9 protein-coding genes are annotated in these 13,113 nt (G+C 48.4%); all 9 read left to right on the forward strand.

Annotated features, from left to right (window positions below; translation table 11 throughout):
• Positions 1–2: 2 nt before the first annotated feature.
• Entirely contained in the window at positions 3–1,409 is a 1,407-nt protein-coding gene (locus tag ACYVEA_RS18385; RefSeq protein WP_461114891.1) for a RagB/SusD family nutrient uptake outer membrane protein, read from the forward strand.
• A 101-nt stretch (positions 1,410–1,510) separates the two neighbouring features.
• Complete coding sequence (locus tag ACYVEA_RS18390) at positions 1,511–2,371, forward strand: hypothetical protein (RefSeq protein ID WP_461114892.1); 861 nt, start codon at positions 1,511–1,513, stop codon at positions 2,369–2,371.
• 36 nt (positions 2,372–2,407) lie between these two features.
• Positions 2,408–2,899, forward strand: a complete 492-nt coding sequence (locus ACYVEA_RS18395; protein WP_461114893.1) for a hypothetical protein — start codon at positions 2,408–2,410, stop codon at positions 2,897–2,899.
• Positions 2,900–2,903: 4 nt separating this feature from the next.
• Positions 2,904–5,285, forward strand: coding sequence for a M43 family zinc metalloprotease (locus ACYVEA_RS18400; RefSeq protein ID WP_461114894.1), 2,382 nt, complete (start codon positions 2,904–2,906; stop codon positions 5,283–5,285).
• A gap of 278 nt (positions 5,286–5,563) precedes the next feature.
• Positions 5,564–6,832, forward strand: a complete 1,269-nt coding sequence (locus ACYVEA_RS18405; RefSeq protein WP_461114895.1) for an OmpA family protein — start codon at positions 5,564–5,566, stop codon at positions 6,830–6,832.
• Between the two features lie 625 nt (positions 6,833–7,457).
• Positions 7,458–9,866 (forward strand): TonB-dependent receptor, encoded by a 2,409-nt coding sequence (locus ACYVEA_RS18410; RefSeq protein ID WP_461114896.1) that lies wholly within the window; start codon positions 7,458–7,460, stop codon positions 9,864–9,866.
• Positions 9,866–10,936: a DUF4249 domain-containing protein gene (locus ACYVEA_RS18415; RefSeq protein ID WP_461114897.1), complete on the forward strand. Its 1,071-nt coding sequence runs from the start codon at positions 9,866–9,868 to the stop codon at positions 10,934–10,936. Before ACYVEA_RS18410 ends, ACYVEA_RS18415 begins: the two co-directional genes overlap by 1 nt.
• A gap of 6 nt (positions 10,937–10,942) precedes the next feature.
• A complete protein-coding gene (locus ACYVEA_RS18420) occupies positions 10,943–12,034 on the forward strand; it encodes a DUF4249 domain-containing protein (protein WP_461114898.1) in 1,092 nt (363 codons plus the stop codon).
• A gap of 52 nt (positions 12,035–12,086) precedes the next feature.
• Positions 12,087–13,085, forward strand: coding sequence for a glycosyltransferase family 9 protein (locus ACYVEA_RS18425; protein WP_461114899.1), 999 nt, complete (start codon positions 12,087–12,089; stop codon positions 13,083–13,085).
• Positions 13,086–13,113: the final 28 nt, after the last annotated feature.

Raw genomic sequence — 13,113 nt, forward strand, 5'->3', positions numbered from 1 at the left:
CTATGTTGACACGTAGCCCAATGGTTAAAGTAATTCGCCTTGTGCGGTATAGTGTACTGGTAGTACTGGTTAGTCTGGCCTCCTGCCAGCCTGTGCTGGAGCCCAAGCCGGTAGCTTTGCTCGTGGACGATCTGGTACTCAACGAACCCAATGACGTACAGACCGTTCGGATTGGTTTATACAGCGCTCTGCGCGGGTCGGCATCTCCCATCATCATTGCGGGTGATTTTACGGCAGATAATGTCCAGTTTAACGGTACATTCAATGATTATCGTGAATTGGGTACCAAACAGATTACGGCTGCCAATGGGGCTGTCGATGGATTATGGCAAAACTTGTATTCGACAATTTACGTTGCTAATTTCATTCTGGAGCGTTTGCCACTTGTTAGCGGTGTTCCTGAAACAACCCGGAAGAGCGTTACGGCAGAGGCTCGTTTTCTGCGAGGTTGGGCTAATTTTATCGGCGTCTATACGTATGGTGATATTCCACAGGTAACTACCGTTGATCGATCAATAAACAGCAATATCCCAAGAACAGATAAAACGACTATTCTGACATCTGTACTGGCGGATTATACGGCAGCACTAACGGATTTGCCTACCGTAGCCGCTGGGTCGACTGATATAACCACCAATGCGACCTATGCAAATAAAATTACCTGTCAGGCGGCAATGGCTCGCTACTATTTATACCTAAAAAACTGGGCAAAGGCCGAAGAACTAGCGACTACAGTGATTAATTCAGGTGTTTATACACTGGAGGCTAATTTTATAGACATTGTCCTGAAAGATTTTACACACGAGTCGATTCTTGAGGTTGGTTACAATCTTACTGACGATCCAGGAACGGGCAACTTCTCCTTGAATAATCTATTAGTAGGCCGTCGGGAAATCATACCCTCGAACCAACTCGTTCTGGCGCTCAACTCTACGGAATCGGGTACACGTAACACGACAATTGGCTTCGATTCCAATAATCTGAAAGGCAACGATAATGGCTGGTCAGTGAGGAAATACGGCACAGCTTCAGAAGATAATAATAACATTGTACTGATGCGCTTGGCCGAAATGTACTTGATTCGAGCCGAAGCCAGAGCTCAGCAAGGAAAGCTAGCTGGAACAACAGGAGCGGTAGCAGACATTAACGTACTACGTACACGGGCAAAAGCACCGGCCGCTGCCGTTGGTGCTCAGGCCGATGTGTTGCTGGTCATTGAACGTGAGCGCCAATATGAGCTGGCCTTTGAAGGACATCGCTGGTATGATCTGGTGCGGACGGGGCGGGCACAGGCTGTTATGTCATCTTTCTCGCCTAACTGGAATTCTAAATACGAACTCTGGCCCATTCCACAAACGGAAATTCAGCAAAATCCCGCTTTGGTCGGTAAGCAAAATCCCGGTTATTAAACGGCTAGTAGCATTAATAATGTACGGATTCCAATCTGTATGTAATAAACTATCAATGACTTACGGACTTCAGTCCATGATACGTTAGGGAACTTCGTAATATGAAAGATCAAACGACATATAAACAGGGTACTGTGGTGAAGCACTGGCTGGTGATACTGCTAACGCTCGGAGCAGTTGTCTGGGGGGCGGGTGCTTGCCAGAAGCAGGATATGGACCTCACGTTTCAGGGTCCCTACTTTGTTCGATTTACCGATTCATCGTTAACCTATAAAGAAAGCTATACCAAACCCATCGCTATTCGGGTGCACAACGTTGGACCGATACTAACCCAGCCGATCACGGTCAATTATGTCATTAGCGGCTCTGCTCGCGAAGGAAAAGACTACAGCGTTGGTGATACGAAAGGCACCGTCATTATCCCGGCCAACAAAAGTTTTGGCGAGATTCACTTACAACTCATTAATAACGCCAATAATATTCTGGAGTCGCAATCGCTCACGTTTACACTAACGGGTGTACAGCCCAGTACGTTACAGGTTGGTTTTGGCAAAAATGGCTTAGTAGGAAAGCAATTAACATTCGTTATTCAGGACGATTGTCTTTTTGGCGGTTTTTATACTGGAACGCAGAAATACGGCACACAAACCGCTTCGGTTCCGGACGTTGAAATCACCAGTACCGATTGCAAAAATTATCTGTTGAGTAACTGGAACATTGGGATTCCTTTTTTCAATTTCGATGCGATCAATCCTAAACTAACGTTTGTCGACAATGGCGACAATTCGCTTACTGTTCCGCCCCAGGGCAATGATAATCTTGGCTCGACGGATACGCTTCGGGGAAGTGGGGCCTGGAATCCTCGTAACCGTGTGATTACACTGAATCTTCAGTTCAAACTCAAGATCAGTGATACAAAAGACACAACAATTGCTTACACACAGACCTATACGCCCCAATAAGGCAACGACTTCTACTCCGTTTGACACGTTTCGATCATGCGACTATTTATACGTTTATTGCTGATTCCGGGTATCGTTGGGTGGCTCCTGGGTGGCTGCTCTGAGAAGATTGATCCTAAACCTGCTACGTATTCACAACTACTGACCGGCACCGACAAGAAAAGCTGGAAAATGGTATCGTATCAGATTCTTGACAACGGTAATGCTTCCTCTGTAATACCGGCTCAAAGTGGAATCACGCCATGTATTGCCGATGATATATGCACGTTTTATGCCGACGCTGAGCATAAGTTTGAAGCGAGCGAAGGGGCCACTAAGTGTACGGCAACTGATCCAGATATTTATGTAACGGATACCTGGACGCTGGTCAATGCGAATGCCTCTCTGGAATTTTATCTGCCGGTGCTGAATGGTAAATTTCCCTGGACTATCAAGAATCTGACAGCTACCGTGCTAACGATCGAGTATTATTTCCCCGACATCAATGCTAGTTACCGATTCACGTTTAACTCGACTACTACCAAATAGGCGTATGTTTCGATTAGTACTCAGCTTGTTTCTAATTGCCCTTCTGCCACAGACAGTCTTTGCGCAGACACTAACCCCTGTCCGTAGCACGCAGCAGTGCGCTACGATGGAAATGGATAGTGCGTTACGGGCTAAGTACCCACAGTTGGGATCGCTTCAGGACTTTGAGCGGGCATTGCAGGTAAAAATGCTCGACCTCAAAAAGCAGATGCAGGCGGGCCGGTTGGCGGCAACAGTCATCACGATTCCGGTGGTTGTACACGTAGTGCATAATGGTGAGTCGGTTGGTGTTGGGCGCAATATTAGCCAGGCGCAGGTGCAGGCTCAACTTGCTACGTTGAATGAGGATTATCGTCGCAAAGCGGGAACCCGAGGATTTAATGACAACCCGTTAGGTGCCGATATCGAAATAGAATTTTGTCTGGCAGTTGTCAATCCTCAAGGACAAACGATGGCTGAACCGGGTATTGACCGTTACAATGGCAACCGGGCCAGTTGGAACAAGGACGATATTGAGGGCGTACTGAAACCCAGTACGTATTGGAACCCAGACAAATATTACAACATATGGGTAACGCAATTGAATGAACCCATTGCGGGTGGCGGCCAGTTGCTGGGTTACGCGCAGTTTCCGAACCAATCAAATCTACCCGGTATTCCCTCCGAAGGGCCGGCTAGCACAGACGGTGTGGTGATTGACTATCAGTCATTTGGGAACGTTGATAAAGGAAACTTTCCAACCATGCGGGCAACCTACAATCTGGGTCGCACCCTAACCCACGAAACGGGTCACTGGCTGGGGTTACGGCACATTTGGGGAGACGCCAATTGTGGAGACGATTTCTGCGCGGATACACCCCCTCAGGCCTCAGCAAGCAGTGGTTGTCCAACGGGTCGGGTCAGCTGCGGATCGACCAACATGGTGCAGAACTACATGGATTATTCCAATGATGCCTGCATGAATATTTTCACGATCAATCAGAAAGATCGTATCCGGACCGTTATGGCCATCAGCCCCCGTCGGCTTAGTCTGTTATCGTCCAACGTATGCGGCACCCAGGTAGCGGCACGGCCCCAATCGAACTTCCGGGCCGATAATCAGCAGGTTTTATTAGGTGGTCAGATTAAGTTCAATGACCTGTCCGGTAACTTCCCGACGAAATGGGAATGGACGTTTGAAGGCGGTACCCCGGCTACTTCAACCGATCAAAACCCTACGGTTACCTACAACCAGCCCGGTAAATTTAAGGTAACGCTGATAACGTCAAACGCGGTGGGCGCATCTGATCCGTTAGTACGCACAGAGTACATCGAAGTGCTGAATCAGGGACTTTGTACAGAAATAACAAATTTCAATGGTACGCCTTCGGTGTTGCGGGAGGTGAACGGAACGGGCTACCTGGCGGGTCAAAACAGTCATAAATCGCAGGCGGTTTCCGAGTTTTTTCAAAATAAACTGGGTTACACCAACCTGGCGGGCGCTTCGCTGAAATTTGGGGTGGCCAAAGCCGCTAAAGGTGCGACTACCGAGTCAATTGTAACCGTAACGGTCTGGAATGGACGCGGTTTCCAGAACGGCCCCGGTGCTATTCTGGGCCAGAAGGATGTTCCCCTGCGCGTGATACTGGACGACGTAGCGAACAACCGCACAACATCGGTTACGTTCGATAAGAACGTACCAATAGGTGGTTTGCCTTTCCATATTGGCATTACACTGCCCTACGTAGCGGGTGATACTGTGGCACTTATAACGACCAAAAACGGAGAATCGCTTTTTGCCACTTCCTGGCGTCAAAACCAGAAGGGCGACTGGCTTCGGTATGCCGATAGCCTTGGCGTAAACGTAGCGCATAACGTAGCGGCTCGCGTTGGTCAGAAATCATCCGTTCAGGTGGCGTCAACGGCGCTATTCATTAATCCAGGTGAAACCGTTACCCTGAATGCGCGCGGAGCGAGTGTATTTACCTGGAAGGGGGCCGGACTAAACACGACCCTCGGGCCACAGGTGGTAGCTCAGCCCACGCAAACTACGTCCTACACCGTGTCGGGCTCGGGCCTGGACTTGTGTACAGCCGATGCCGTTGTGAATGTATATGTCCGATTGGGTACGGTAACGGCCAATCCATCACTCGTGGATCAGTTTATGCTGGTAACACCGAACCCCAGCGACGGCCAAATGAAAGTATCGTTTAGTGGTCCGCAACGGGGAGCCTTAACGCTGGCTGTTCGCAATATAAATGGGCTGGAACTGATGCAGCAAAAATATCAGAAGACAGCCGATACCTTCGAGCAACCGCTCGATTTGAAATCGTCGCCGGGTGGTGTCTATTTTGTCGAAATCCGAATTGGTGAGGATGTCTACAGAAAACGGGTGGTGAAGCAATAATAGATACGTAGCGTTACAAATTGCTGATTTTTAGACTTGTATCAACAAAAAGAGTGAACCTGTTCAGGTTCACTCTTTTTGTTGATATGAATCTTTACTGCTTAAAATGATTCGCGGGCCCTTTGTAATGTCAGTAAATACATCGGTAAAAATAGAGACTGGACGCTTTTTGTGGGACGCGTAAATAACAAAAGCCAGGCATTTGAAAATAGAAATTAAACCACGAAACACGAGTGGCTATCTAATCGTTAGTGGTACGTCAGTAAACTCAAAAAACAATGAAATTCAGCCTGTTCACTTTCTTGCTTTTCCTGACCATATCGGGACTACATGCACAGGTGCAGTTCACAACCGAGAGCCCGCGTGTAGATGACATTAACGACCGCGACGTAACGATCAAGCGCGTTGAACTGACGGCTCAATACACCATTATTTACATGAAGTTTGAGGCTAAACCGGCTGGTTCACAGGGGCGTTCGTGGCCTTTTTCCATTCCGCTGCCTGATGGCGTACAAGGTGGTCAATTGCAATCGACTAATACCATTAGTTTTCAACCGACATCCCGCCTATACGTTAACCAGGGAGAACGGTCCTACAAATTTATTCGGGCAGAAAATATTCCGGCGGAAGCGCGCCGACGTGTTCAACCAGGTGAGCGGGTCGATTTCGTGGCGTATTTTGAACGGATAGACCCCGGCTACACTACGTTCGACCTCTTTGAATGCAAAGACAGCCGGAACTTTGTCTGCTTCAATTTCTGGGGTGTACACATCATTAATCCCCGTAAAAAAGATCAGTATTCCCAGCGTACGCCCAAAGCGCCAATACCGCAACCGCGTTCCACCCCTCGAACAACACCTGGCGTGGGGGCACCTGCTGAAACCCCAAAACCCGCGGAACCTGTACCGGCACCCCAGGAGACAACTATTGCCATCAATGGTGTAACACGGGATGCTAAAACGAAACAACCTATTGTTGCCACGGTCACGTATCGGCTGCTATCGGGGGCTGAAGCGTCCGGCGATGATCCAGCCGATTCGGTAAAGAGTGTACATCCAACAGGTAAATACCAAATTTCAATCGATCGACGGGGTGTTTATGCTGTAACGGCTACCGCTAAAGGCTATTTTAGCCAGAGTGATACGTTGGCAACGAACCGCGTGGACATCGCCCGGAATTTTGATTTGGTTCCGATTGAAGCGGGCGCGAAAATAACGTTGAAGAATATTTATTTCAACATATCAAAGTATGACCTTAAACCTGAATCCTACCCCGAACTGGATCGGCTGGCAACGGTTATGCAGTCAAATCCGACTATGCAGATTCGGCTCGAAGGACATACTGATACCGTTGGTGAGTTCGATGCGAATGTTGAACTCTCACGTAACCGGGTCAACGAAGTGAAGCGCTATCTGGTTAGTAAGGGCATCAGCGCCAGCCGGATCGAAACCGTTGGTTATGGGCCCTCAAGGCCAATCAATACCAACAAAAGCCTGAAAGAACGGCCTGAAAACCGACGGGTTGAGATGGTGATCGTGAAAGCTTGAGTGACTGGAGCTTTCCGTAAAAGACGGGAAATTCCCCATTGTGCGGTTCTCTGGGATTCAATTGTCTTAGCGCGTTCTGCAAGAGATGTTACTTTATACGTTTGGCTTAGGCCATACGGTTCTGCCAGAACAGAAACTCACAAAATGAAGTGCTCCCGTGGAAAAGAAAAGCAGTTCGTGGGCTGGCGTGCCTCAGAAAGGCCACCGGCTCTAACCCATGATACTTGATCTGTTTCCACAGACATTCGCGTAAAGTCAACGCCAGCAAATAAGCCAATCGTATAGCTACGAAAATAACAGTGAGAAAATGGTAAAATATGGTGATACAAATAAGCTATTAAACGGGCTAAAAAGTTCGAAGCCACCTTCACTTAACGAACCGACTATGCGAGTCACAATCCATGCACGAAAGGGTATGAGCTACCGGGAAAACTGGGATTTCAGGTGGTCCCAGCATGCAACAGTGTCGGGAATAAATACATAAATAGACTAAAAAGGAGAATTAATTGTCGGTTAATGATCGATAGTAATAGGGTAAATCAGCCGACTTATTTCTTTATACCATTGATAGTAATCCATTGATACATGCTTATTTGCAAAGTCTGCGCTTCCTAAACCCGGTTCTATGCGCTTTATATGTTTACTGGTAGTTTCGTTTTTTCTGCTCAACGAAGGAATAGCTCAAAAATCAACCCCAATCGAACCTAAACGCACATTTTCGGCGACAGGTTACGTGCGGGATGCCAAAACGGGTAAACCCATTCAGGGAGCCAATATCGTTGTGCTGAACGTATCGAAAGGGTACGTAACGGCTAAAGATGGGTTTTACATTGTGCAGTTGCCACCCGGTAATTACATTCTTCGGTTCTCCCATATTGGCTACCGACCCCGTCAGGATACGATTTCCCTCGAAAAAACACTCTTCCGCGAGATTATAATGGAAGATGATACTAAAGATCTGGAAGAGGTCGTGGTCACGAGTGAGACGCCCGACCGTAACGTGCGCAAGATCGAAATTGGTGTATCGCAGTTGACTATACGTAGCATTCGACGCATTCCACCCCTGATGGGGGAAGTGGATATTGTTCGGAGCCTGTTGCTGCTGCCGGGGGTGACGACAGTGGGCGAGGGCGCACCTGGTTTCAACGTCCGGGGTGGTAGTGCCGATCAGAACCTGATTTTGTTCGACGATGCACCCGTGTTCAATTCGAGCCATTTGATGGGCTTTTTCTCCGTCTTTAACCCCGACGTCGTGCGCGACGTAACCTTGAATCGGGGTGGCGTTGCGGCTGCGTTCGGAGGCCGAGCCTCGTCGGTACTGGACGTGAAAATCAAGGAGCCGGATGCCGACAAATGGGGTATCAACGGAGGCATTGGCATCATCTCGAGCCGACTGGGTGTCGAGGGGCCAATTATCAAAAAGAAGTTGTCGTTTCTGGCCGCAGCGCGCGGTTCATTCAATGATTTTCTGTTCAAGCTGGCACCCCCGAATCTGCGTGGTACGACAGCGAATTTCTATGACCTGACAACCAAACTCAAGTATCAACCAAACGAACGTAACACAATTACGCTAACGGGCTACGTAAGTACCGATGTGTTTAAACTCGCATCGGATTCGCTGTCGGGGCAGGAAATAAACGCGTCGTCGACGAAGTTCAACTACCAGACAACAAACGGTTCGCTGCACTGGAATTACTTCATGAACAAGCAGGTAAATCTGGCCACAGCGGTTATTTTGAGTCACTACAAGGCCGACCTGTCCTCTGCCGATTCGTCTAATGCTTTTGATTTGAAGTCTGGTGTCTGGCACCGGCAGATTAAGTCGGATCTGACGTACACGCCCAACGAAACGCACCAGTGGCAGGCGGGCATCAGTGCGATTGACTATCTGGTTCAACCCAACACCAGAATTCCCGGACCGAACTCAAATGTGCTGCCTGTAGACCTTGACCGCGAACGGGCCTACGAACTGGCTGCCTACGTTCAGGACGAATGGAAGTTGAGTTCGGACGTAGCGGTTATTGCCGGACTGCGTTACTCGACGCTGTTAAACCGGGGACCGGCAACCGTGCGAACGTATCAGGAAAACGGATCGCCCCAGGACGAAACCGTCACCTCGACGCAAACATACGGAACCGGTAAAATTTACCATACGGCGGGTGGACTGGAACCGCGACTGGCCATTCGCTGGTCGCTGGGAGAGGGGCGGGCCATCAAGGCGGGATACAGCCGATTGCGTCAGTATATTCAGCAGGTAACGAACACAACGGCGGCTCTGCCAACATCGCGCTGGCACCTGAGTGACCTGTATACGAAGCCAACGATTGCCGATCAGTGGTCGTTAGGCTATTTCAGTAATACGATCGATAATGCCATAGAAGCGTCGGGGGAGGTTTACTATAAAACCATCACCAACGCCATTGACTACCGCGATGGGGCCGAGCTACAACTGGCGCAAGCGGTTGAAACCCAGATTGTACAGGGTACTGGACAGGCCTATGGTTTTGAAGGGTTGCTACGTAAAAATAAGGGTCGCTGGACGGGTTTTATGAGTTATACGTACGCCCGGACTTTTCTGACCATGAACGGTCCCTACACCAACGAACGGGTGAACAATGGGCTGGCTTATGCGGCTAACTACGATAAACCCCACACCCTGAACATTCTGGCTACCTATCGCCCAACGACCTGGTTTAGTATGTCATTCAATTTTACTTACAGCACCGGTCGGCCAACCACCCAACCGTCGGCCATTGCCAGTGTGGCGGGGGTACTGGTGCCTATTTATCTGGACCGCAACCAGCAGCGTGTTCCCGACTACCACCGGCTCGATTTTTCCATGACATTTGAGCAAAACCCGCTCAAGAAAAAACGGAACCAGAGCAGTTGGGTTTTTTCGGTTTATAACGTCTACGCCCACAAAAATGCGTACTCAATCTTTTATAAGCTAAGTTCAGCTTCCTCCTCAGATGCCTACAAGCTGTCCATTTTCGGAACCGCGTTCCCATCGCTGACCTATAATTTTAAATTCTGATGAGACTTTCGGTATTTGTCTGTGCTCAAGTGCTGCTCTGCCTACTGATGGTCGTTTCGTGCATAACACCCTATAGTCCTGACACCGTCAGCATTCCGCCATCGTTGATTGTTGAGGGAATGATCACGAATCAGCCGGGACCCTATACCATCAAACTAACCCGGACTGCCGATTTTTCGTACAAAAGCCTGAACCTGCTGGAAACGGGCGCTACAGTAATTATCTCGGATAACCTTGGCAATCAGGAAACCTTGACGGAACAGTCGCCCGGTGGGAATTATCAATCCAGCTCCACAGGTATTAGGGGCGTAGTGGGACGAACCTACAAAGTGACGATTAAAACGAAAGGTGGGGCGACTTATGAATCCGATCCGGAGTTGCTGAAAGCCGCGCCACCTATTGATCGAATCTACTATGAGTATAAGTATGTTCCTGGAGCGATCAACAATGGGAAAGCCAATACCTGGAACGTATATATTGATATGAAAGACCCTGCAACAACCGGTGATTATTACCGCTGGGAGTGGGCACACTACGAGTTTGTTGAGGTCTGTCAAAGAGTATCATCAGTGGGTCAAAGTTTACCTATGGGTATTCCCTGTTGTTCAAACTGTTGGGATATTACTCGTTGCTACTCGAACTGCATCAATATTCTGTCTGATGCGAATGTGAATGGCAATTCGATTAGTCGTCAGTTTATTCAGGAGGTATCTTATGAGGCCAGTACCCGCTACTACGTCGAAATAACGCAACAATCGCTTAGTAAAGGTATTTATGAATTTTTTAAGACGGCCAAGCAACAAGTGCAAAATACGGGTGGGCTGTTCGATGCGGCCCCAGGAAGTATTGGCGGAAATATACACGCAACATCGGATCCCAATCTGAAAGTTTATGGGTATTTCGGGGCGGCCGGCGAATCGATTGGATACCTGCTACTTGACCGGAGCGAAGCCGTTGGACCACCCGTTTCTTCAGTTGACCCGGTCATCGTGAATCCGATGGCCCCCTGTGCCGTTTGTGCAAACAATCAATACCGGACACCAAATAAACCCCGCTGGTGGCAATTTTAACAGATCGTGAGAAAAACTACGCAGGCTACCAGGATAAATAAGGGACTATGGGCCACTATACTAACGATTCTGGTTAGTGCTGTTTCCTGCATAACGCCTTATCAGCCAGATACTATCAGCAATGTAAGCTCGCTGGTAGTAGAAGGTCAGATTACCGATCAGCCGGGCCCTTACACCATTAAATTAACCCGGACTGCCGACTACTCCTACAAAAGTTTGAATCTGCTCGAAACGGGTGCTACAGTAACTATTTCGGACAATCTGGGAAATAAAGAAATCCTGAAAGAACAGTCGCCGGGTGGTACGTATCAGACCAGTGCGGCCGGTATACGTGGTATAGCAGGCCGTAGTTATAAACTGACGGTTCAAACAAAAACAGGAACGAGTTACGAGTCGAGTCAGGAGGTTTTATCGACTGCACCTGCCATTCAAAAATTATACTATGAATCAAACTACACACCACCTTCGGGCATTGCAGCAGGCAAGCAAAGCTGGACTGTTTTTCTAGATTCAAAAGACCCGGATACCCTGGGTAATTATTACAAATGGAGCTGGACCCATTATGCCTTCACTGATGTCTGCCGGAAAACGTTTGTTCTTGGTCAGAATATGTACACGGGTATTCTTTGTTGCTCAGAATGCTGGGATATCAGTCGCTGTTATACCTGTATCAACATTAATTCCGACGTGAATATCAATGGTAAAGCCATTAGTCGTCAACTGATAACCCAGGTGCCCTTCACCTCCAAAAGCCGTTATTACATCGAAATTGAGCAACAGGCCCTTAGTAAGGGGGCTTATCAGTTCTGGAAAAGTGTTCAGCAATTAACGTCAACTACGGGGGGGCTATTTGATGCTGCGCCATCGACGGTGAAGGGTAATATGCGTTGTACCAACAAAGAAAATGAGTCAGTATATGGCTATTTTGGCGCTACAGGCCTATCGGCAAGTTACCTGCTGGTAGATCGTAGTGATGGGCAGGGTGAACCTACGGTAGATTTACCGGTAGTGGTGCCTTATCCAACTAATCCCAGCTGTGTCGTGTGCGAGAATAGTCTTTATCGAACGCCAACTAAACCGCGTTGGTGGACTAACTGATTGGTTTGGCGGCTTGCTATAAATAAAATAGCTTTGTAAAAAGGATAGGAGCATGACTCGGTCGATCAGGATATTGGTTCTACAATTTGCGTCCATTGGCGATGTTGTACTGACAACGCCTGTCGTCCGTTGCCTGAAGAAGCAACTTCCCAATGCCGAGCTACATTTCTGTACAAAACGGAGCTATGCACCAGCAATCGCGTACAACCCATATATCAAGGAACAACACTATCTGGATGGTAATACATATGCGCTAATTCGCCAACTCCGTGCTGTCCAGTTTGACTACGTTATCGACCTCCAGAATAACTTTTTTACAGGGCTGATTAAAGCGTCGCTGGCGGTTCGATCCTTCAGTGTTGAAACACAGTCGTTTCGGCAGTGGCTTTATGTTCGCTGGAAAATAAATGCGCTGGCAGATCAGCACATCGTGGAGCGTATGATGGCAACCGTTCACCCGTTAGGCGTTGAGAACGATGGCCGGGGGCTGGACTATATTATCCCCTATAAAGATGAGGTCGAAACAGACTGGCTTCCCACCACACACCAGCACGACTTTGTAGCTTATGCCATTGGTGGTCAGCACCAGACCCGACGGTTGCCGCTTAAACGCATGATTGAACTTTGTCATAAAATAAATTACCCGGTTGTGTTGCTGGGTGATAAGACTGACCGGAAAACTGGCGAAGAAATCGTGAAGGCGTTGGGCAAACGGCAAATTTACAATGCCTGCGGCCACTACAACCTCAATCAGTCGGCCTCATTACTGCAACGGGCACGCGTGGTATTCAGCCATGATACGGGCCTTATGCACATAGCCGCGGCCCTGGGTAAGAAGGTCTATTCTATTTGGGGCAGCACAACGCCCCAATTTGGGTTTTATCCCTACAAAACGGCCCATGTCAGGCTCGAAGCCTCTGGCTTAGGCTGTCGCCCCTGTTCAGCTACAGGTTCGAATAATTGCCCCATGAAGCACTTCAAGTGCATGAATAATCTTCCGTTCGACTTTGAAGTGAAAGAGCTGCGAACGAAGAAAAAGAACTTTGAGTAGTTAAAATAAAGCTACGTTGAAAGGCCAT

This window comes from Spirosoma jeollabukense (genome assembly GCF_054777855.1).

Coding starts and splice junctions, on each gene's coding strand:
- ACYVEA_RS18395 (WP_461114893.1), top strand. CDS start 2,408: ATGCGACTATTTATACGTTTATTGCTGATTCCGGGTATCGTTGGGTGG.
- ACYVEA_RS18400 (WP_461114894.1), top strand. CDS start 2,904: ATGTTTCGATTAGTACTCAGCTTGTTTCTAATTGCCCTTCTGCCACAG.
- ACYVEA_RS18410 (WP_461114896.1), top strand. CDS start 7,458: ATGCGCTTTATATGTTTACTGGTAGTTTCGTTTTTTCTGCTCAACGAA.
- ACYVEA_RS18415 (WP_461114897.1), top strand. CDS start 9,866: ATGAGACTTTCGGTATTTGTCTGTGCTCAAGTGCTGCTCTGCCTACTG.
- ACYVEA_RS18385 (WP_461114891.1), top strand. CDS start 3: ATGTTGACACGTAGCCCAATGGTTAAAGTAATTCGCCTTGTGCGGTAT.
- ACYVEA_RS18425 (WP_461114899.1), top strand. CDS start 12,087: ATGACTCGGTCGATCAGGATATTGGTTCTACAATTTGCGTCCATTGGC.
- ACYVEA_RS18405 (WP_461114895.1), top strand. CDS start 5,564: ATGAAATTCAGCCTGTTCACTTTCTTGCTTTTCCTGACCATATCGGGA.
- ACYVEA_RS18390 (WP_461114892.1), top strand. CDS start 1,511: ATGAAAGATCAAACGACATATAAACAGGGTACTGTGGTGAAGCACTGG.